The organism is Micromonospora sp. NBC_01699 (assembly GCF_036250065.1).
Lineage (GTDB): Bacteria > Actinomycetota > Actinomycetes > Mycobacteriales > Micromonosporaceae > Micromonospora_G.
Map to the genome: position 1 here is coordinate 5549956 of NZ_CP109199.1, position 22158 is coordinate 5572113.

Below are 22158 nucleotides of genomic sequence, written 5' to 3' on the forward strand. Positions count from 1 at the left end.
CGCTCGACAGAGCGTCGGTCGGCAGTGCCAGGTTTTGGTATCACGCGGTGGGATAGGTCAGTCTCGCATCGATCGTGGATCCGTTGGCAACCGAGGCATGGAAAGCGACGATCGCCGCTGCGAAGGCCCGCGGCTCATCGAGGTAGGCCACGTGACCGGCATCCGGTACGGCGCGGGCCGTACCGCCGAGCGCGGCGGCCAGCCGCGTGGCCGCCGCTTCGCTCACCCGGTCGTCGTCGGCGCCACGGAGCACGAGCGTGGGGAGACGGTGGCCGCTGTCGCCCGGCGGGTCGGCGCGATCCCAGTCCAGGGTCGTGGCGAGCGTGGCGACGAGGGTCTCGGCGCTCGTCGCGGCCATCGCCTCGCAGAGCAGGCGGCGACGGTCGGCGGCGGCGGTGCGCAGCGTCTGCGCGACGTATCCGGCCGCGAACGTCGCTGCGCCGATCGCGGCCAGCCGGGTCCGGGTGTGTCGCAGCCGTTCCTCCGCCTCGGCGCCGGTGACCGGCGGGAAGCCAGCGAGCGTCAGGGAGCGCACGCGGGCCGGGTGGGTCCCGGCGACGCTCCTGGTGTAGGCGAGCGCGATCGCCGCGCCGAGGCCGGCACCGACGAGGTCGACGCCGGCCGCCGTGGATCCCGTTGCGGTACCGCTGATCGCGGCGTCAACGGCGGCGGTCGCGGCGTCGAGCGTGAACGACTCGGCTCGACGGCTCCCATGGCCGGGAAGGTCCGGTACGACCAGCCGCCGGCCCGGCCCCATATCGAGGAAGGGCAGCACCGGGCCCCAGGTGCGCGCGTCGCCGCCCCAGGTGTGCAGCAGGACGATCGAGGTCGGTTCCGACATCAGAGGCACCCCATACTCGGATCATGCATTTTCCTGTTTCTCAAACATGCCTATTGCGTGTCGGGCATCGTATCGCCAGAATCCCCGTATGACCATGACGAAGTTGGCCCGAGCCGGAGCCGCTGTGGAGCTCGACGGGCTGACGATGCGGTTCGGTGAGCGCACGGTGTCCCGCGACATCCACCTCACGCTCGACCCGGGAAAGGTGCTCTCCATCGTCGGCCCGTCCGGCTGTGGCAAGACCACCCTGCTGCGGGCGGTCGCCGGCCTGATCCGGCCGGCCGAAGGCACGGTGCGCATCGACGGTCAGGCGATCACCCGCACGACCGAAGGTGTCGCCATGGTGTTCCAGCATTTCGGCCTCTTCCCGTGGAAGACGGTGGAGGCCAACGTCGCCTACGCGCTGCGGGTCGGCGGCGTGCCGAAGAAGGCCGCTCTGGAACGGGCCCGGGAGCTCATCGCGCTCGTGGGGCTCGTCGGCTTCGAGAAGTCTTACCCCCATCAGCTCTCTGGTGGCATGCAGCAACGCACGGGCCTTGCCCGGGCACTCGCCGTGCGGCCCCGCCTGCTGCTGATGGACGAGCCGTTCGGGGCACTCGATGCCCAGACCCGCGAGGTGCTGCAGTTCGAGATGCTGCGCATCTGGCAGGACCATCCGGTGACGATGCTGTTCGTCACCCACTCGATCGACGAGGCCGTGCTCTTCGGTGACCAGATCGCCGTGCTCAACGGCCGCCCCAGCGGGATCGCCGAGCTGATCGACGTCTCGCTCCCCCAGCCTCGCGACCGGTCCGTCCTGGCCACGGCAGAGTTCCTGGCCATCCGCGAGCGGGTCTGGAACCTGATCATGAACGCCGGGCAGCGGGACTAGCACCCCGGTGCCGGTACCCGTCTCCCCATCCCCCTCCGCGCTCGACACCCCCGCCGACACCCCCGCGCGGACATTCCGAAGGAGCACGCACGCATGAAGCTTTCGCGGCGCCTGGCCACCATGGCCGGGCTCTCCTCACTCCTCGCGCTCACCACCACCGTCTCCGCGTGTGGCGCAGGCTCAACAGCCGGCTCCGACGGCGGCTCCGCCGCCGGCGGGGTCCAGAAGATGACGATCGGCGTGCCCGGCATCCCGCCGATCTACCTCAACACCGTGATCTACGTCGCCAAAGAGCAGGGCTACCTCTCCGACCGCAAGCTCGACGTCACGTTGCGACCGCTCACCACCGGAGCCGACGTCGGCCGGGCGGTGCAGAGCGGCGAGATCCGGGGCGGCATCATCGGCACCCCCGGCGCGGTGGCGCTGCGGGCCACCGGCGGCTCGATCGTCTCGGTGATGGGCTTCCCCAAGCCGACCTACCTGCTCGCGAGCACCGACCCGAGCGTGACGACCTGCGCGTCGGTCAAGGGCAAGACCGTCGCCGTGGACGCCGTCGGCGCACCCAAGGCACTCGGCCTCGCGTCGATGATCGCGAGCTGCGGGCTCGGGAAGAACGACGTCAGCACCATCAACGTCGGCGGCCCGCCGACCGTCGACGCGCTCGTCGCCGGTCAGGTCAAGCTCGCCGTACTGCATCCGGACGAGCTCGCGACGGTGCGTTCCAAGATCGCCGCCGGCACGCAGGTGCACGAGATCATGACACTGGCCGGCGTCGACCCACTCGCGCATTACACGATGCTGGTCGTCCGCGAGGACAAGCTGAAGGCCGACCGAGGCGCGTACGTCAGCCTCGTCGCCGCCATCCGTCAGGCGATCGCCTACATGTTCGACCCCGCCAACGCCAAGCGGGTCGCCGACATCGCCGCCAGCATCACGAAAGAGCCGGCCGGGGTGACCGAGGCCGCCCTGCCGCAGTTCCTCCAGCTCGGCGTCTGGCCCAAGGACGGCGACGGTCTCGACAAGGCCGCCGTCCAGCACACCATCGACGGGGCGGTCGCGGCTGGCAACGTGCCCAAGGCCAAGGCGCCGACGTACGACGAGATGGTCGACCCGTCGGTGTTCGCCGACTCGACCGGCAAGTGATGCGCACGCCCCGGTGGGGCAGGCGCCTCCTCCCGGCCGCCGTCTCGGCCGCGGGCCTGCTGCTCGGGCTCGGCGTATGGCAGATCCTCGGCCAGCGTGACCCCGTCCTGTTCGCCACGCCGGGCCGGTCGGCGGCGGCACTGCTCGTCCTCACCGAGGACAACTCCCTGCCGAGTGCGCTGCTCTCCTCCGGCACGCTGCTGGTGATCGGCCTGGCCCTCGCGATCGTCGCGGGGGTCGGGTTCGGTCTCCTGCTCTCCCGGGCCAAGCTGCTCCGGACGAGCACCGACTGGCTGATCTTCGCCGCACAGTCGGTACCGATCGTCGCGCTCGCCCCGATCATCCTGTCCGCATTCGGGTTCGGCCTGCCCGCGAAGACCCTGGTGGTCTTCCTGACCGCGGTCTTCCCGATCGTCGTGAACACCGCCGAAGGAGCACACCGAGTGTCGGCCACCCTGCTTGAGGTAGCGCGGACCTACCGCAGCAACGAGTGGCACCTGTGGAAGGACCTGTTGTTGCCACACACCGTTCCCTACGCGATGACCGGCGTCCGGCAGGGCATCGCGATGGCCTTCGTCGGCACCCTGGCCGCCGAGTTCTTCCTCAACGCCAGCGGCGTCGGCGGCCTGCTGCTCGCCGCCAGTACCAATTTCGACAGCGCCGCCGTACTCGGGCTCACCGTGCTCGTCTCGGTGCTCGCGGTGGGCCTGATGAGCCTCGGCCGCGCGGTCGAGCGCTACTTCGCGCGCTGGCGGGCGGTGGAGGAATGAGCGTCGTCTCCGCCCCCACCCATCGGCTACGGAACCTCCCCGGCTGGGTCGGCAAGCTCATCGTTGCCGCGCTCATCGTCGCGGTGTGGGAGGCATCGGTCCATCTCTGGCTGCCCGACTACCTCCCTACGCCGTCCGGTGTGGTCCGCGCGGCCTGGCCGACGCTGACCTCGGCCGACTTCGGCGCCGCGTTCCGCGAGACCATCGGCGGCGTCGCCGCGGGCCTGCTCATCGGCTGTCTCGCCGGCACCGCGCTCGGCCTCGCGACCGGTCGGATGCCGTGGCTGCGCTATCTCACCTCGCCGTACCTCAGTGGGCTGTACGCGATGCCGATGCTCGCGATCGTGCCGATGGCGACGATCTGGCTCGGCTACTCCAGCCAGACGCGGCTCGCCGTCATCGCACTGTCCGCGTTCCTGCCGTGCGCGGTCAGCACCGGCGACGGCGCCCGCAACGTACCGTCCCAACTACGGGAAACCGCCGAGGTGCTACGGCTGTCCCGGGTCCGGTTCGTGTTCGACGTGCTGCTGCCCTCGACGCTGCCGTTCGTCGTCGCCGGCGTTCAGGTCGCCGTCGGCCGGGCACTCGTGGGTGCCGTGGCGGTGGAGTTCCTCGCGAGCCTGCCGGGCCTGGGCACGTTCATCCTGACCAACGCGCGGTCCTTCGAACAGAACACGGCCTTCGTCGCCGTGTTCGTGCTCGCGGTACTGGGTATCGCGGCGCGTGCCGGCACCGAGACCGCACTGCACCGGCTCATGCCGTGGCACCTGCACGTCAACCGATGAGGAAAGGAAATCCGGTGGAGACTGCTCGCACGGCGCGTCCTGAGACGTTCCGGACGGAGATCGCCGACGGGATGCGCATCGAATGGGACGTCCCGATCGTGATGGACGACGGGACCGTGCTGCGGGCCGACGTATTCCGTCCGGTCGACGACGCGCCGGTGCCGGTCATCCTGACCTACGGCCCGTACGCGAAGGGCCTGCCGTTCCAGGTCGGCTACCCCAGCGCCTGGGAAGCGATGCGCAGGGACCACCCCGACGCGGTCGCGGGCAGCACCAACAAGTACCAGAACTGGGAGGTCGTCGACCCGGAGAAGTGGGTGCCGCACGGGTACGCGTGCGTGCGGGTCGACTCACGCGGCACCGGCCGCTCACCCGGCTACATCGACCTGTTCTCCGCCCGGGAGACCCGCGACTACTACAACTGCATCGAATGGGCCGGCGTCCAGCCGTGGAGCAACGGCCGGGTCGGGCTCAACGGCATTTCGTACTACGCGATGAACCAGTGGCACGTCGCGTCGCTCAACCCGCCACACCTGTTCGCGATCTGCCCATGGGAGGGTGCCGCCGACTTCTACCGCGACGGTGCTCGCCAGGGCGGGATCCGCTCGACCTTCTGGGACAACTGGTACGACATGCAGGTCAAGACCGTCCAGTACGGCGTCGGCGAGGCAGGCGGACGCAACCCCAACACCGGCCAGCTGATCTGTGGCGACGAGCGGCTGACGACCCAGGAACTGGACGCCAACCGCTCCGACTTCGGCGCCGACCTGCGCGCCCACCGCTTCGCCGACGAGTTCCACGCGGTCCGATCGGCACACTGGGACCGCGTCACCGTGCCCGTGCTCAGCTGCGGCAACTGGGGCGGCCAAGGGCTGCACCTGCGCGGCAACGTCGAAGCGTTCGTCCGCGCGGCCTCAACGCGCAAGTGGCTGGAGATGCACGGGCACGCCCACTGGCCGCTCTTCTACACCGACTACGGCGTCGACCTGCAGATGCGGTTCTTCGACCGGTACCTGAAGGAAGCCGACAACGGCTGGGAGGACCGGCCGGCGGTACAACTGCGGATCCGGCACATCGACGCGACGTTCCAGCCGAGGGGCGAGGAGGCCTGGCCGCTGCCGGCGACGGACTGGACCCGGTGGTACCTGTCCCTCTTGCCTGCGTTGTCCGAATCGGTGCCGGCCGCCGGCTCGGTCTCCTTCCCGGCCCTCGGCGACGGGCTGGAGTTCTCGACGCCGCCACTCGATGCCGACGTCGAGGTGACCGGTCCACTCGCCGCGAAGCTCTTCGTCTCCTCGACCACAACCGACGCCGACCTGTTCCTGGTCGTCCGGGTCTACTCGTCGACCGGCTCGGAGATCGTCTTCCAAGGCGCGCTCGATCCGCACACCCCGATCGCGCAGGGCTGGCTGCGCGCCTCCCATCGCCAACTCGACCCGACACTGTCGCAGCCCTACCGTCCCTACCATCCGCACGACACCGCCGAGCCCATCGAGCCCGGCGAGGTCTACGAACTCGACATCGAGATCCTGCCCACCTGCCTCGTCATCCCGGCCGGGTACCGGATCGCGCTGCAGGTGCGCGGTCGCGACTACGTCTATCCCGGTCCGAGCGCGCGGCTGTCCAACCTGAAGAACGACCTGACCGGCTGTGGACCGTTCCTGCACAACGACGACGGCGACCGCCCAGCCGGCGTGTTCGACGGCGTGACCACCATCCACCTCGGCGAACAGTACCCATCCCACCTGCTTCTGCCGGTCATCCCAGACGCGAACCCCGCACGCCGTGCGCGTGACCACTCGCATCCTGATCCTCGTGAGGTCGCTGTCGCCGGACCAGCGGAACTGACAAATAACGGCTGATCGACCGATCAAGGGAGAGACGCCGGATGACGGCCGAGACCACCGTGGGACAGTCGGCCGCCGGACGTCCGCGATCATCGACTGCGGACCGGGCCGGCCCGGAGCGCTCTCTCAATCGCGACGCTCAAGCCCGATCCGCTCGGAGCGCAAGCCGTCCACGCCCTCGAATGGTTTGCTCGCTTCGACGGCGACGACGCATACGCCAAGCGCCGCCCCCGCTCCCGCTACCTGGCGGCAACTCCACGCCGACATCGAAGACATCCCGAACCATCTCGGAGGCGTCCACCCAGTAGCGCATACTGGCAGCCTTTGGCAAGCCACCGCCTTCGCGGTCGGCGCGACCTTGCGCATGGTGACCAACATCGACCTCGCAGTCATGCAGCGCGACCAACTCTGGGAGTCGGCCGCCGACTACGACGCAGCCGTCATACCGATCCTGTACCAACACCTTCTCGGCCAGGGCCCCGACCTCGCGCTTGCCGTCGAGGCGGCCACGTCGATGGCCGACGACGTCCTCGACTTCCTCCACGCCCAGCGGGTACCCGTCGATCGACTTCTCGTCCTCCGACCGCCCGGAGGCGCGAAAGACAACTCCATCACGGCTCCCGCCGCAGCCGTCGCCCTCACGGTCGGGATCCGCGACCAGGCGCGCCGCAGCACCAAAGGCCCACCATCAGCTCCTACACGAGCGACGACGGCGAGCTGGTGCCGGTCGCCTCAGTCACCGCCGCTGGCGCTGACCCTATCGACCTGACCCCGCGAATTGAGGGAGTTGCGATCATCGCTCCGTTCGAGGGACGGGGTGCAGCCGCTCGATCGGCGGACGGGACCGTCACCGAAGGCAAGGATCGATCTATCCCGAGTAGCCCCAACCTCCCTCGTTCCCATCGATGGCGATCAGGTGGACCACCAGCTCCATCAGCCCAAAGAGGACAAATAAGATCAACCAATCGAAATGCTTCATTAACTAACATCACGGGTCGAAGAGGTCCATTACCGCCAGACCTGAGTTCGAGGACGCCCCTGGACGAGACACAAACGTCCCCTGACATAGAGGAGGTTCGACGTCAATCCGACGACCGATACAGCGGAGATCGATAGTCTGCTATCCCGCGTCGCCTTGTGGTGTTTCGTCTGCGGGCTGTGCCCGGAAGGAGATCAAAAACCCCGCCCCCATGATCTGGGGGCGGGGCTCTGACCTGCACTTTCAGTTGTAGCGGGGACAGGATTTGAACCTGCGACCTCTGGGTTATGAGCTCAGCGAGCTACCCAGCCGCTACCTACTACGCGACCAGCACCCTCAGTGGCTGCCCCGAACCCGCAACCAGTACCAGCCCTGACCGGCGGTTCCGGCCTGGCCGCCCGAGCGCCGATGAATGAGTCGGCGCCTACCGGGGATTAGCTGGACCAGGCCGACAGAGACAGGAGGCGGCGATGGGCGTCGACCGGGACTGCACCGAGGTGGGAGACGATTTCGTCCGGGTCACCCGTACCGTCAACGCTCCCATCGGCCAGATCTTCGAGTACGTCATCAACGTCGACCTGAGCCACATCTTCCCCAGAACCGGACACTCGCCGGCAATCGTGGCCAGCAGCGTCACCACCGGCTGGAACACCCCGGGCCTGCGCCGGACGAACACCTCCGACGACGGCTCGACCAACGAGGAAGAACTACTGACGGTGGAGCCGCCGAACTCGTTCTCGTACCGGATCGACAACTTCAGCTCGCCGCGGCTGCGCGAGGTGATCGACAGCATCGAGGGGTCCTGCTACCTCACCGACCAGGAGGACGGCACCACGAGCATCGAGTGGACGTACGCCCTGAACCCGGTGGACGAACCGGCCCGGGCGGCTATCAAGGAGGACCTGCTGCCGCTCTACACCGAGCGGCTGAAAATGGCGATGAGCATCCTGAAGGACGACCTCGAGTGTTGACGACGGCGTCACGGACCGCCCCCCGGGGAAGCGGCCGGCCGACCTCGGCCAGCTCATCGAGGCAACCCGACGCCGGATGCTGGCCGAGGGCTGGAGTCTGGTCCTCTGCGCGACGGACCTGGCGTTGCAGACCCGCGCGGCGCCCCGTGGTCGCGCACGCCAGCACCACCCCCGGCGTCGCGGTCCTCTCCATGCCCGCGCTCGGCCCCGTCGCCGTGGCCCAGCGGATGGCCGAGGCCGCAGACCGGCTCCTCGCGGCACCACGCGGCGATACCGACGCGGTCGGCGACCCGGTACGGGCCGGCCCGCGCCCCCGGCGACTGGCCACCGCGCGGCGGGCCCAGGAACTCGGCGCGCGCGTGAACCACCATGCGTCCGGCATCGGCCTGCTGGCCGGGGTGATCGCCGTCGAGCATCTCGGACAGCAGCCGGGCGCACCCCCGGGTGGAGCGCTCCTCCTCCCGCGTGACCGTGTAGGAGGGGACACATCACGCCGCCGTGCTCCCGTCGGCATTTCCCGACCCCCACGCACCGGAGCACGGCATAGGCGAAGCTGCCACCGTCCCGGGGGTAGCGGAACACCGTGTCGGTGTGGCCGTGGTCGTAGTCGACGCCGAGCCGTAGGTGACTGTCGAGCGGGTATGGCGGCATGACCTTGCCGGGGTCCATCCGGTCTTCCGGATGAACCCGGCCTTGAGCTGCCCGAAGGCGCGCATCAGCGGTTCACCGAACATCTTGGGCAGCAGCTCCGCCCTGGCCTGCCCATCGCCGTGCTCCCCGGAGAACGAGCCGCCGTAGCGCAGGACGAGGTCGGCCGCGCGCTCGCATCCGCAGCTCGGTGAAGATACCTTGGATGGGCATACCGGACAGAAGCCGGCTCAGTGCCCGGGCTCCGGCCATCGGCGACATCAGCGGGCGGCCGGGTGGAGGTGCACAACACCGCCGACGGTTGCCGTTCTTGTCGTCCGACTGTCAGCCGCCTGACCCGTCGACATTGACGAGCACCCTCGTACGGGTCAGCGGGATGCTCGCGGGTCAGACGCTCTTCAGTTCCGCCGCTCCGAACGAGACCGCGAAGCGTTTGCACCAGATCGAGACGCTTCGGAAGTCCGCCGGATCGATCGCCGGCGGCAGCTCGTACACCTGGTCACCGCGATTGCCCTTGAGCCGCGCCACCTCGAACCACTTGCCATCGTCGAACAACCGCCAGCCTGCCCTACCCGCGACCACCCGTTGGTCGGTCAGCCATACCCTCAGGTCCGGCCCATTCGACGTGTCGAGATCGTGCAGCACGAGCAGGTTCGGGCCGTCGGGCTGTCGGACGATCTCCGCACGTCCCGTCGTCGCGTGCTCGTGCGTGACGAAGACCCCTGCGGCCAGTACCTGGTTCCCGGCCGGCGCGCCGGACGCCGGAGCAGCCGTGGCCGTGCCGGATGCTTCGGGTGCGGCCTTCGTTGTCGCCAGCGCAACGGGTAGGGCGTCATCGACATAGGTGTCCGTGGCCAGCTTCCACGGCTGGAACCAGTAGAGGCCGAACGCCGCCACGATGCCGAGAAGCACCACACCGGCCCAGGCGAGCGGTGACCGGAAGATCCGTTTCAACATTCGTCGAGAATACGGCGACGGCATCCGCGAAGAATGACCATAGCCATTGCGAGAGTCTTACGGCGCGCCGTTCCGGTGAGGTGGGTGGCGTCGACCGGCTTGGTCACACGCGACCGGGCAGGTCACGCCCGCTCACGCGCCGGTCAGCCGCGCACCCCGCTGCTGCCAGCGCAGGACGCGACGGGAGACATCGGCCGCGCGAGGTGGAGCAGGCACGCGCGGCGGATGCACTGCTCCCGGTCGCCGCCCTGGCCGCGGCGACCGCCGACGGTACGGGTACGGGTACGGGTACGGGATGGTCACCGGCCGGCGGTTCGGCGTACCACCGGCCGGTGACCGCACCGGGTGGGGCCGGCGCCGTCGTACCGAATCAGGTCGTCGTGCAGGTCAGGTTGGTCGGTGGGTTGTTGGCTCCGTTTGCGGTGGCGACAAAGCCGAGGGTGGCGGATCCACCCGCGGGCAACGACCCGTTGTAGTCGACGTTCGCCACCGTCACGTTCGCCCCGCTCTGCGTGTACGAGCCGCTCCACATCTGGCTGATGGCCTGTCCGTTGGGAAAGGTCCAGGACACGGTCCAGCCGCGGATCGGGGCCGAGCCGGCGGTCACGGTGACCTCGCCCTGGAAGCCGCCCGACCACGAGTTCGTCACCGTGTACACCGCCCGCGCGCCGGACGGCGTGGGAGTGCTGGTGAGAGTCGGTGACGGTGACACGCTGGTCCGCGCCACGCGGTAGGTGTGGCCGGCGCGGACGTTGAGTTGAACGACATCTGCCTCAGGTCGTGTGGTGGCCGGTGTGCTGCCGTCGGTGACGTCGACGAGTGTGAAGCTTCCCGTGAGGAGCAGAGCCCTGAGTTTCACCACGCCGTCGCGGTCCGCCCGCACCCGGATCTCGTTGGCCTGGCCGCCGGTCCAGGTCATGCCGATGGTGTATCCGCCTCGACCTCGCAGTCCTGCGACCTGCCCCGCGGGCCACGCGGTCGGCAACGCGGGCAGCACGTGTAACTCGCCGTTGTGGCTCTGTAGCAGCATCTCGGTGATGCCGGAGGTAGCGCCGAAGTTGCCGTCAATCTGGAACGGTGGGTGCAGGTCGAACATGTTCGGCGCGAGCCGATCGGTTCGTACCAGGTCCCGGATGAGCTTGTGGGCGCGGGCGGCTTCTTCCATCCGGGCCCAATAGTTGATTTTCCAGGCGAGGGACCACCCGGTTCCGTCGTCACCGCGTAGCTCCAGCGTCCGGCGCGCGGCCTCGTACAACCGCGGTGTTCCGCGCCTGGTGATCTGGTTGCTGGGGTGCAGCCCGTACAGGTGGGAGATGTGGCGGTGGGTCCGCTCTGGCTCGATCCAGTCGGAGAGCCACTCCTGGATGTTGCCGCGTGAGCCGACGCGCATCGGCGGGAGCCGCTCCTTTGCCGTGCGCACCTGCGATCGGAATGCGGTGTCGACGCCGAGAACCTCGCTGGCTCTGGCTGCGGCCTCGAACAGGTCACGCAAGATCTGGTTGTCCATTGTCGGACCCGCGCAGACGCTGACGTTCGCGTGGTGGGCGAGTTCCGGCGAGTTCGACGGGTTCGTGACCAGGTATCCGAGCGTCGGATGGGTGACCAGGGTATCGAGGAAGAACTGAGAGGCGCTTTTCAAGGCAGCGTAGTTCGATCGGAGAAAGTTGACGTCTCCGGTGAACAGGTAGTGTTCCCAGATGAGGGTGGCCAGCCATGCGCCGCCGGTCTGCCACATTCCCCACAGGGCCCCGTCGACGACCGAGGCACCACGCCATCCGTCCGTGTTGTGGTGGGTGACCCAGCCGCCGGCTCCGTACTGGGCCTGGGCGACCCGCGCCCCGGTCACGGACAGGTCCTTGACCATGTCAAAGACCGGGAGCATGCACTCGGCTAGGTTCGTGGTGTCGGCGGGCCAGTAGTTCATCGGCAGGTTGGCGTTGATGGTGTACTTCGAGTCCCAGGGCGGCGCCATCGACTCGTTCCAGATGCCCTGCAGGTTCGCCGGTTGGGTGCCCGCCCGCGATGAGGAGATCAGCAGATATCGCCCGAACTGGAACAGCAGGGCGGAGAACTGTGGGTCGTTGGTACTCGCGTGTTGCGCGATCCGTACGTCGGTCGGCTGGTCGGCCGCGGCTGTGCGGCCCAGGTTGATGGTCACCCGGTTGAACAGCCCCTGGTAGTCGGCAAGGTGGCGACTACGTAGCTGATCGAGGGCGACGTTTCGGGCGGCACCGAGGCGGGCACGTGCGGCGCCCTGGTAGTCGCCGTTGACGGTGCGGTAGTTCACGTAGCTGGAGCCGATCGAGATCAGCACGGTCACGCTCGTGGCACCCGACACCCGCAGCGTGCCGCCGGAACTGCTGACCGTGCCGCCGGTTGCAACAGCATTGGCCAGGGCGAGGAACCGTACCGAGCCGTTGACACCCTCCATGTTGCCGGAGACGCCGTCGACGGCGATGGTCGCGGCGTCCGGGCTCGACATGGTCGTCCGTTGCGGACTGTCAAAGGTGGCGTTGAACGTGATCGAGCCGGTTCGGTCGGCGGTCAGCCGGATCACGATCACCTGGTCGGGTGCGCTGGCGAATACCTCCCGCTGATACCGAACACCGTTGAGCACGTACGTCGTGGTGGCGGTGGCGGTGGTGAGGTCGAGCGTCCGGTTGTACTGTGACACCCCGCCGGAGGAGCCAAAGGCCAACCGAAGGTTGCCCACGGGCTGGTAGGCGAGCTGCCCGCCCGGGGTTCCCATCATGGTCTGATTGATCAGGTCCTGCGCCTGGGTCCACTGGTCCGCGAAGACCTGCCGCCGGATCTCGGCCAGGGTGGCCGCGCCCCGGCCGTTGGCGGAGTCGTACGGGCCGCCGGCCCAGATGGTGTCCTCGTTGAGCTGTAGCCGCTCGGTGTTGACGTTGCCGAACACCATGGCGCCGAGGCGCCCGTTGCCAATCGGCAGCGCGCGAAGCCAGTCGGTGCCGGCCTCCTCGTCGTACCACAGCGCCATATCGCCCGCGGCGAGCACTTGCGGCGGCGCCACCGAGCCGGCCCGGGCGGTGGCGTTCCAGGCGACCGGCAGCAACGCGGCTCCGGTCCCCACTGCCCCCGCCCTGAGCACATTCCTTCGTGTCACCTTCGGCATGCCTGTCTCCAAGCCGATCGTAGGGACGGAACCCTCGGCCCCGAGGGGAGACTCGACGTCGAACCCGGCGCAGGGATCGTCATGTCCGGGACCACCGCTGGTTCGCGCCGACGTGGCAGTTCCAGACGATCACGGCGGCGCCGTTGGTGGTGGCGGCTCCGCTCACGTCGAGGCAAAGGGTCGGCAACCGCACGCTGCTTATCGTGCCGTTGCCGTTGAGGGTCCACCGCTGGTTGGTGCCGCCGTTGCAGTCCCAGATCTGTACCTGCGTGCCGGCGGTTGCGCTCACCGGGATGTCCAGACACTTGCCGAGGACCTGAAGAGTCTGACCACTCTGGCTGAACATCTGGTTGGCATTGTTGTGGCAGTCCCAGATCACCGTCGGGGTTCCGTTCGCGGACGAGCCCAGATTCACGTCGAGACAGCGACCGGCCGCTTCGCCGCGTAGCCGGAATGTTGGCTGTGGCTCGACCGTCCCGCCACCGCTCACCCGGTAGACCACCGTCCCGTGGGCGGGGACGTTGGCGGAGATCGTGCCCGACGTGGTGGTGGTCGCGTTCGTCCACGCGTCGAGCAGGCTGAACGAGTTGCCGGTCTTGCCGACCGCCGCCGCCGTCGTGGAGACGGTCGTGGTGGAGCTGCCCTGGTTGAGCAGGGCCACCGCGACGTCCCCGTTGGAAAGCCGTTTGGCCAGCACACGCCTGGTCTGGTCGTTTGACACCTGCACTGCCTGGAGGGCGAGGGAGTCCTGGTTGATGGCGATGAGGTGCTGGTTACGCAGGATCGTCAGGGTGGCCGAGTCAGCGGAGCGCAGGTCGTTCCCGGCCATCAAGGGCGCCGCCATGATCGCCCAGAGGGCGAAGTGGCTGCGCATCTCGGTGTCGGTCATGCCGCCCCGCCCCACCTCGAGCATGTCGGGGTCGTTGAACGACCCGGGCCCGGCGTACGAGGACAGTGGGACGTTGACGTTGACGATGTTCTGGATTCCCATCGGGTATCCGTTCGTCTGGCCGCTGTTCCACGTGTTGGTGATGTCCTCGGTGGTACGCCACAGGTTGGCCACATCGCCCCAGTTGCGCATCGGCCCGGTCTTCTCGTGGATGCTGTTCGAGTTGATGCTGTAGACGATCGGTCGACCGGTCGCGGCCAACGCGTCGCGCATCTTCGCGAACGCCACAACCTGGTCGTTGATCGATCCAGCGGGCGAACACCAGTCGTACTTCAGATAATCCACGCCCCACGCGGCGAACTGCCGGGCATCCTGGACCTCGTGTCCGAGGCTCCCGGTCGAGCCGGGGAAGGCGTCGAAGTACTGGGCGCAGGTCTGGTCCATGGGCGACTGGTAGATGCCGAACAGCAGGCCACGGGCGTGCAGGTAGTCACCCAACGCTTTCATCCCGCTCGGAAAGCGACTCGGATGGGCCTGTAGGTTGCCCTGTGAGTCCCGGTTGGGGTCGAACCAGCAGTCATCGACCACGACGTAGCGGTAGCCGAGATCGCGCATCCCGTTGGTCACCATGGTGTCTGCCATCTGCCTGATCAGCGTCTCGTTGATGTTGCAGCCGAATGTGTTCCAGGTGTTCCAGCCCATCGGCGGGGTACGAGCCACGCCGTTGTCGAGTGCCCATGCCGATCGTGGCGAGTGCGTCCCGACGACTGCCGCGGATGCGGCCACCACCACAAGGCTCAGGGCCGCCAACCATCGTGATCTCCACCGCATCATGCCTCCTCAAGTGCCGATCAACGGCACGTCAGTCGTTCCGTGACAGATACTCAGCTGAGGCGCACGAGGCGCCAGCGGTTGTCGGAGCTGCCATTGTCGGCGTCCTGCACGGCCTGAGCACCCCAGGCGGTGTTCCCATTGAGGACGCCGAGAACCTTGCCACTGTTGACGTTGCGGATCTTGTGAGTGCCGTCGCCGTTGTCAGTCAGTGTCCAACGATGGTCGGCGGTACCGTTGTCCGACCACTGCAACACCACGGCGTTGTCGGCGGTCGACATGTTCTCCACTCCGAGCACCTTTCCGCTGTTGACGTTTCTGAATCGAACGGCATTGCCGTCGGCCACCATGACCCAGTTGTGGTCGGTGGTCCCGGTGTCTCCCCACATCACGGCCAGACCGCCGTCTGCGGTGGACATGCCCTGCACTCCGAGCACCAGGCCGCTCGCCGCGTTGACCAGTTTGTACGTATTGCCGGTGCCGCCACCCGAGCCGGTGTTCCAGTAAACGGTGTAGTTGAAACCGTGCGCATCGCGGAACGGCACGAGATTGACGGTGGACCCGTTCGCGGTCGCCGTGAACGTCAGCGCGCTCGCGCTGGTCCGGGTGATCGAGGAGACTGTCAGCGCGGGTAGCGAACCGAGGGTGGAATTGCCGTAGTTGCCACACAGCACCTCCGGGCCATAGGTGATCGCCTGGACGCTGGCATTGTCGTTCGCCGCCTGCATGATGACGCGCATGGGCAGACGTACGGTGATCGTGTCACCCGCGGCCCAGGTCCGGGTGATCGTGGCATAGCTACCCGTCGCCACATTCTGTACCTGACCGTTGACGCTGATCGTCGCGCCGTTGGTCCACCCGGGGATCCGCACCCGGATGCTCCACGATCCGCTCATCGTGCCGCCGAGCGTCAGGGTCGTGGTGTCGCTGGCCGGATAGGCGGTGCTCTGCGTGACCGTGATGCCCCGTTGCGACCAGGTCAGCACCGACGGCACGAACAGGTTCACGGTCAGCGTGGTGCCGTTGTGGAAGTAGATGGAGTCCATCAGTTTCGTGTTCGTCTCGATACCGGCGCCCTGGCAGCACCAGAACGTGGTGTAGTCGGTGCTCCAGGTGCCGCCACCCCAGGCCGGACCCACGCCCCGGCGACCGCCGGGATTCAGCGGCGTGAAGTAGGTGATGTGGCCGTGGCTGTCGGCCGAATTCTGTGCGCCGACCAGATGGTTGACCAGTGCGCGCTCGTAGTAGTCGAAGTAGGTCGACTGGGTCGGGTCGAGCAGCCACAGTTCCCGGGTCAACTTCAGCATGTTGTAGGTGTTGCACTGTTCGCAGGCGTCGCTGCTGAGGTATCCCGCGATGGCGTTCGGCGGACGGAAGTGCTCCGCCTGACTGTTGCCACCGATGACGTACGTGTGCGCGTTGACGGTGAAGTTCCACGCGTTGCGGGCGATGTCCCGGTAGCGGGTGGTGCCGGTGGCCTTGTATTCGCGCGCGGCACCCACCCACTTGGGCACCTGGGTGTTCGCGTGCAGCCCGCTGAGCTGGTCCTGGTTGGCGGCGAGCGGGTTGAAGACCGCGGCGTGGTCGAACCGCTGTGCGGCGGCCAGCCAGCGAGCGTCGCCGGTCTGCTGGTAGATGTCGGTCAGCACGGCGTTCATCCCGCCGAACTCGGTGCCCAACATCGCCTGCATCTGACTCGCGGTCAGCCGCGCCGTACGGGTGTCGACCCACCCGGCGAGCGCCAGCAACACCGTACGCGCCTGGGTGTTTCCGACGTACCGCCACACGTCGAGCAACCCTGCCAACGTCTTGTGGACGCAGTAGTAGGGAACGTTGCCGTTGTTCAGGGTGCGCGCCTCAAGGGCAGTGAAGTCGGACTCCGGGAAGCCGGAGAGATAGCCCGCGCCGAACCCGGCGGCTCCGTTGTTCGCCTGGCACTTGGCCATCTCGGCAACCATGTAGTTCGCCTTGTCGCGGCACGTCGTGTCACCGAGCACCGCGTATGCCTGGGCCCAGGCGGTCAGGAAGTGCCCCTGCATGTGCGTCCGGAACGGGAACGTCGGGGCGTCCCAGCCTCCGGTCGCAACCGCGCCGTTGGTCGACAATCGGTGGTTGGCCCGAAAGTTGTAGAGCAGCCGCTCCACGTCCACGAATCGCAGGTAGTTCAACGTGCGGGTCTGGTTGTCCAGAAACCTTCCAGCGGTGAGCCGAACCTGACCCAGCGGAAACGGGTACGCCGAGACCCCGATGTCCGCGCGGGCCGGCGGGAGTTCGGCGGCCATCGCCGGGTACGAGCCAAGGAGTTCGGCACCGCTCGCTGAGGCCAGCACACCGCCGGCTGCGGCGCCCAGTACGTGACGCCGGCTTAGGCGCAGGGATGACATGAATCCTCCAGAGTGCTTCGCCGGGGACGGGTGAGACGGAGCGGAGACAAACACCGAACCATGCCTCACGATCTTCGCGAAGGTGAGCGCTAACATGTGTCATACATGTTACGTCTAGCCCCCTCAACATTCAAGAGAGTCAATACAATGCACCTCTTCGCGAAAGTGATCCTGCTGGCCAGGACCGGCTCCGCGACCGCACATCAAGCGGGTCCGGCGCCCCGACAGAACCCAGCATCCCGTGAGGCCGACAGCACCTTTATTATCGTTAACATCCCAGGATCCATGCCCTTGCGACCGAAGGACGTCGCCAGGGCGGCAACCCTGCTGGTGGTGGTGAAGCGCGGGCCGGCGACACCTGTGTCCTATCGGTAGGAGCCGCCGGGTCGCACCGGTGTCAGAAATGGCCCGGTCGGCATGCTTCCGGCGGAAGTCACCGCGTACCCGGTTGCCGGCGAGCGTCGCCCTGGCCGGGTTCACCACCAGAGGTGGACCCCCGACGAGCACGGACTCCTGGCCCTCCTGCCGACCCTCCTCCCGAGCGCGGGCGACCAGCCCGGCCAGCCGCCGCCGGCGGTGCCAGGCTGTGGCCCGCAGGCCGAGGAGGGCAGTGGGCCGGCCCGGCAAGCGTGAACCGTGGCGCCGATCCGTGCCAGCACGGTCACGGCACATTGAAGCACGACATTAGGGCTGTTCAACGATGATCTGCGGTGAGGCCTGGGGACATGCGAGCGGATCGACACAGCCAAGGCGAGCTCCAGAAGCGAGAGCGGCGTGAAGGCCATCTTGTTATCGCTAACAACGCCTGTCAAGAGCATCTATGAAACGTGCCCGAAGTATCCCCGTAATACCGTGTACCCATCCACCGGCGACGACGCGGTGTGTGTTCCCCACCCGCCGGTGTCGCCAGGGAACACGGCCGCGCGGTCGCGCGGTCGCGGTGCGGCCGGCTCCAGCGTCAGCTGGCCGAACCGGCTCGGCGTTTGTTGTAGACATCGAAGGCCACGGCGACGAGCAGGACGAGTCCCTTCACCACCGACTGAGTCGACTGGTCGACGCCCATCAGCTGCATACCGTTGCTCATGACCGCCATGATCAGACCACCGACCATCGCGCCCACCACGGTACCCACTCCCCCGGTGACCGCCGCGCCACCGATGAAGGCAGCGGCGATCGCGTCGAGCTCGAACATGTTGCCAGCCGCGGGCTGGGCACCGTTGGACCGCGACGAGTAGATGACGCCGGCCACCGCCGCCAGAAAACCCATGTTGACGAACATCCAGAAGTTGACGGTGCGGACCTTCACTCCCGACAGCGCCGCCGCGGAGAGGTTGCCGCCGATCGCGTAGACCTGACGACCGAAGACCGTACGACGGGTGAGTAGGCCGTAGACCAGCACGAGGACCGCCAGGACGATCAGTACGATCGGCAACCCACGGGCGTGCGCCAACTGCCAGGCGAAGTACATGAGCACCGCCCCGACCACCGCCACCCGGGCGACGAACAGCGGAAACGACTCGACGGGCTGCTGGTAGCGGATGCGCGCGACCCGGGTACGGAAACCGCTCACCGCGTACCCGGCCACGGCGACGACGCCGATCAGCAGTGTGAAGGCGTCGAAGCCCTGCCCGCCGAGCAGTCCGTTGAGGAATCCCGCGGCGACCCGCTGGTACTCGGCCGGGAACGGCGACAGCGAGATGTTGTCGAGCACCCGCAGGGTCAGACCACGGAACAGCAACATCCCGGCCAGGGTCACGATGAAGGCCGGAATTCCGGCGTACGCCACCCAGAACCCGTGCCAGGCGCCGACCAGCACGCCGACCGCCAGCGCGGCCAGGATGCCGACCCACCACGGAAGGCCCTGCTGGATCACCAGGACGGCGGAGACCGCCCCGGTCAGCGCCACCACCGACCCGACCGACAGGTCGATGTGCCCGCCGATGATCAGGATGACCATCCCGATCGCGAGGACCAGGATGTACGAGTACTGCAGGACGATGTTGGTGATGTTCCCCGGGCTCAGCGACACCCCGTCGGTCAGGATCGCGAAGAACGCCACGATGACGACCAGGGCGACGTAGATCCCGCTCTGCCGCAGGTTGTTCAGCACCAGGGCCCGCAGGTCGCTCGTCCCGGTGTGCAGCGCGGCGGCCGGCGCGCCGTCCGGCGGCGTCGGACGCTCCGTCGAGGGAGTCTTGATGCTGGTCATCCGACGAACTCCTTGTCCCTGGTCATCAGCTCCATGAGGCTTTCCTGGGTTGCCTCGCCCACCGGCTTCTCACCCGTGACCCGGCCTGCGGCGAGGGTGTAGATGCGGTCGCACATCCCGAGCAGCTCCGGCAGCTCGGAGGAAATGATGATCACCGCCTTGCCGTCGGCGACCAGCCGATTGATGATCTGGTAGATCTCGTACTTGGCCCCGACGTCGATTCCGCGCGTCGGTTCGTCCAGGATCAGCACGTCCGGGTCGGTGAAGAGCCACTTCGACAGCACGACCTTCTGCTGGTTGCCGCCGGAGAGCTTGCCGACCACCGTCATCACGCTGGGCGCCTTGATGTTCATCTCCCGCCGGCTCGCCTCGGCGACCTTGATCTCCTCGTTGCCGTTGACCCAGCCCAGGCGGGACAGCCGGTCCAGGGCGGCGGCGGAGACGTTGCGCCGGACGTCGTCGATAAGGTTCAGCCCGAACCGCTTGCGGTCCTCGGTGACGTAGGCGATGCCGTTGCCGATCGTCTCCGCGACGGTACGGGCGCCGACCTCCCGCCCGTGCACGAACAACCGGCCCCTGATGTCGCGACCGTACGACCGGCCGAACACGCTCATCGCCAGCTCGGTCCGCCCGGCCCCCATCAGTCCCGCTATCCCGACGACCTCGCCGGCCCGAACGGACAGGCCGACGCCGTCGACGACCAGCCGGTCCTGGGTCGGGTGCCGCACCGTCCAGTCCTCGATCCGCAGCACCTCCGCGCCGGGCGAGGACACCCGGTCCGGGTAGAAGCTGTCCAGATCGCGCCCGACCATGCCCCGAATGATCCGCTGCTGGCTCACGTCGTCGGCTCGCATGTCGAGGGTCTCCACGGCGCGCCCGTCCCGGATGACCGTGGTCGAGTCGGCGATCGCGGTGATCTCGTTGAGCTTGTGGGAGATCATGATGCAGGTGATTCCCCGCTCCTTGAGCTGCCGCAGCAGGCCGAGCAGGTGCGCCGAGTCGACGTCGTTGAGAGCGGCGGTCGGCTCGTCCAGGATGAGCAGGCGCACCTTCTTCGACAGTGCCTTCGCGATCTCCACCAACTGCTGCTTGCCCACGCCGAGCTGGATGACCGGGGTGACGGGGTTTTCATCCAGCCCGACGGACGCCAGCAGCTCCGCCGCCTCGGCGTTGGCCCGGTTCCAGTCGATGAGCCCACCGCGTCCGCGACGCTCGTTGCCGAGGAAGAGGTTCTCGGCGATCGACAGGTGCGGCACCAGGGCGAGTTCCTGATGGATGATGACGACGCCGTTGGCCTCGCTGTCCCGAATGCCGCGGAACCGCATCGGCCTGCCGTCGAACAGGATCTCGCCCTCGTACGAACCGGCGGGGTGGACGCCGGACAACACCTTCATCAGGGTGGACTTGCCGGCGCCGTTCTCGCCGCAGATGGCGTGGATCTCGCCCCGGCGTACGGCGAGGGTGACGTCGTCCAGCGCGGTCACTCCGGGGAAGGTCTTCGTGATGCGACGCATCTCGAGGATGGTGTCGTCCATGGTCACTGTCCTCTGTCCGGTTGGACGCGGTACGCGACGCCGTCGGGCCCGGTCATCTTCGCCGAGTCCGACGGATGGCCTACTTCTTGGCCTGACCTGCGGCGACCTCTTCCGCCGTCCAGTAGCCCGAGTCAATCAGGGTGGCCTTGATGTCGTCCTTGTAGACGGTGGCGATCGGCAGCAGGTACGCCGGGACGACCTTGACGCCGTTGTTGTACGTCTGCGTGTCGTTGGGCTGTGGCTGTTTGTCCTGGAGGAACGCCTCGGCGGCGAGCGTGGCCTGGTCGGCGAGCAGGCGGGTGTCCTTGAAGACGGTGGAGCTCTGCACGCCGTCGTTGATCAGCTTGATCGAGGCGATCTCCGCGTCCTGGCCGGTCACCACCGGGATCTTCTTACCCGCGGCGCCGTAGCCGGCGTTCTGTAGAGCGGTGATGATGCCGCGGGAAATGCCGTCGTACGGCGACAGGACCCCGTCGATACGCGCACCGTCGTTGTAGCTGGAGGTGAGCAGGTCCTCCATCCGCGTCTGCGCGGTTCCCTGCTGCCAGCGCAGGATGGCCACCTGCTCGACAGTGGTCTGACCCGACTTCACCCGTAGCGTGCCAGCCTCGACAAACGGCTTCAGCGTGTCCATCGCACCGCCGAAGAAGTACTGGGTGTTGTTGTCGTCGAGCGAGCCGGCGAAGAGTTCAACGTTCAGCGGGCCCTTGGCCGTACCCTTCGCGCCGTCCTTGTTCTGCAGGCCGAGGCCGACCAGCAGAGCGGTGGCCTGGGCGACTCCGACCTTGTAGTTGTCGAAGCTGACGTAGAAGTCGACGTTCTTGCTGCCACGGATCAGCCGGTCGTAGGAAATGACGGGAATCTTCGCGTCGGCGGCGGCCTGCAACTGTCCGGTGAGTGACGTGCCGTCGATCGCCGCGATGATCAGAACGTCCGCGCCCTGGGTGATCATCTGGTCGACCTGCTGCGATTGGGTGGGGATGTCGTCGCCGGCGTACTGGAGGTCGACCTTGTAGCCCTTCGCCTCTAGCTTCGACTTGACCGCGTTGCCGTCGGCGATCCACCGCTCCGAGGTCTGCGTCGGCATCGAAACGCCGATGGTCAGGTCGCCGGGCTTGTCCCCGCTGGTGTCACCGCCGCCGCCCGCGCCCTCGCCGCTGCACGCTGCCAGACTCATCGCCAGCATGGCGCTGCCGAAAGCAACCAGGAACCTTCTGCTCACGAGCTTCTCCCCTCTGGACTCACCCGCCGACCGCTGGGACCAACTGTCGCCTTTGGGTAGCGTTAGCGCTCACAAAGTGAACGTCAACACTTGTTCCGAAATACCGGTGTCACGGTCTCGTAACGGAGGCGTCCCCGACG

Annotated in this window: 15 protein-coding genes, 1 tRNA gene and 1 pseudogene; 7 read left to right on the plus strand and 10 right to left on the minus strand. The window is 67.5% G+C overall.

What is annotated here, in order from left to right; translation table 11 throughout:
* Positions 1-40: 40 nt before the first annotated feature.
* Complete coding sequence (locus OG792_RS22370) at positions 41-841, minus strand: alpha/beta fold hydrolase (RefSeq protein ID WP_329101916.1); 801 nt, start codon at positions 839-841, stop codon at positions 41-43.
* A gap of 88 nt (positions 842-929) precedes the next feature.
* Here OG792_RS22370 and OG792_RS22375 point away from each other — a divergent pair, with 88 nt between their 5' ends.
* The 6 genes from OG792_RS22375 to OG792_RS22400 all read left to right on the plus strand — a co-directional run bounded on the left by OG792_RS22375 (position 930) and on the right by OG792_RS22400 (position 7026).
* Positions 930-1712 carry an ABC transporter ATP-binding protein gene (locus OG792_RS22375; protein WP_329101918.1) on the plus strand — a complete coding sequence of 261 codons (783 nt, stop codon included), beginning with the start codon at positions 930-932 and terminating at the stop codon, positions 1710-1712.
* A gap of 93 nt (positions 1713-1805) precedes the next feature.
* The gene (locus tag OG792_RS22380; protein WP_329101920.1) at positions 1806-2855 is read left to right on the plus strand and encodes an ABC transporter substrate-binding protein; all 1050 of its coding nucleotides are present in this window, start codon (positions 1806-1808) and stop codon (positions 2853-2855) included.
* Positions 2855-3625, plus strand: a complete 771-nt coding sequence (locus OG792_RS22385) for an ABC transporter permease (RefSeq protein ID WP_329101922.1) — start codon at positions 2855-2857, stop codon at positions 3623-3625. Before OG792_RS22380 ends, OG792_RS22385 begins: the two co-directional genes overlap by 1 nt.
* Positions 3622-4410: an ABC transporter permease gene (locus OG792_RS22390; RefSeq protein WP_329101924.1), complete on the plus strand. Its 789-nt coding sequence runs from the start codon at positions 3622-3624 to the stop codon at positions 4408-4410. The genes OG792_RS22385 and OG792_RS22390 overlap by 4 nt, the downstream gene beginning before the upstream one ends.
* Positions 4411-4424: 14 nt before the next feature.
* Entirely contained in the window at positions 4425-6272 is a 1848-nt protein-coding gene (locus OG792_RS22395; protein ID WP_329101926.1) for a CocE/NonD family hydrolase, read from the plus strand.
* 172 nt (positions 6273-6444) lie between these two features.
* The gene (locus tag OG792_RS22400; protein ID WP_329101927.1) at positions 6445-7026 is read left to right on the plus strand and encodes an SAVED domain-containing protein; all 582 of its coding nucleotides are present in this window, start codon (positions 6445-6447) and stop codon (positions 7024-7026) included.
* A 458-nt stretch (positions 7027-7484) separates the two neighbouring features.
* Here the strand turns inward: OG792_RS22400 and OG792_RS22405 are convergent.
* Positions 7485-7552, minus strand: a tRNA-Leu gene (locus OG792_RS22405).
* A gap of 154 nt (positions 7553-7706) precedes the next feature.
* Between OG792_RS22405 and OG792_RS22410 the strand changes: the two genes are divergently transcribed.
* Complete coding sequence (locus OG792_RS22410; RefSeq protein ID WP_329101929.1) at positions 7707-8207, plus strand: SRPBCC family protein; 501 nt, start codon at positions 7707-7709, stop codon at positions 8205-8207.
* A 374-nt stretch (positions 8208-8581) separates the two neighbouring features.
* Here the strand turns inward: OG792_RS22410 and OG792_RS22415 are convergent.
* From OG792_RS22415 to chvE, 8 genes and pseudogenes are all read right to left on the minus strand, one after another.
* Positions 8582-9031 (minus strand): annotated as a pseudogene (locus tag OG792_RS22415) (FAD-linked oxidase C-terminal domain-containing protein); the annotation flags it as partial.
* 211 nt (positions 9032-9242) lie between these two features.
* On the minus strand, positions 9243-9812 hold the full coding sequence (locus tag OG792_RS22420; protein WP_329101932.1) for a DM13 domain-containing protein: 570 nt from the start codon (positions 9810-9812) through the stop codon (positions 9243-9245).
* A 370-nt stretch (positions 9813-10182) separates the two neighbouring features.
* Complete coding sequence (locus tag OG792_RS22425; protein WP_329101934.1) at positions 10183-12948, minus strand: glycosyl hydrolase family 95 catalytic domain-containing protein; 2766 nt, start codon at positions 12946-12948, stop codon at positions 10183-10185.
* A 79-nt stretch (positions 12949-13027) separates the two neighbouring features.
* Positions 13028-14671 (minus strand): glycoside hydrolase family 27 protein, encoded by a 1644-nt coding sequence (locus OG792_RS22430; protein ID WP_329101936.1) that lies wholly within the window; start codon positions 14669-14671, stop codon positions 13028-13030.
* 50 nt (positions 14672-14721) lie between these two features.
* Positions 14722-17052, minus strand: a complete 2331-nt coding sequence (locus tag OG792_RS22435) for a beta-L-arabinofuranosidase domain-containing protein (RefSeq protein WP_329101938.1) — start codon at positions 17050-17052, stop codon at positions 14722-14724.
* A gap of 958 nt (positions 17053-18010) precedes the next feature.
* Entirely contained in the window at positions 18011-19261 is a 1251-nt protein-coding gene (gene mmsB, locus OG792_RS22440; protein ID WP_329101940.1) for a multiple monosaccharide ABC transporter permease, read from the minus strand.
* Entirely contained in the window at positions 19258-20796 is a 1539-nt protein-coding gene (mmsA, locus tag OG792_RS22445; RefSeq protein ID WP_329101942.1) for a multiple monosaccharide ABC transporter ATP-binding protein, read from the minus strand. Before mmsA ends, mmsB begins: the two co-directional genes overlap by 4 nt.
* A 79-nt stretch (positions 20797-20875) precedes the next feature.
* Entirely contained in the window at positions 20876-22018 is a 1143-nt protein-coding gene (gene chvE, locus OG792_RS22450; protein ID WP_442932282.1) for a multiple monosaccharide ABC transporter substrate-binding protein, read from the minus strand.
* Positions 22019-22158 lie beyond the last annotated feature (140 nt).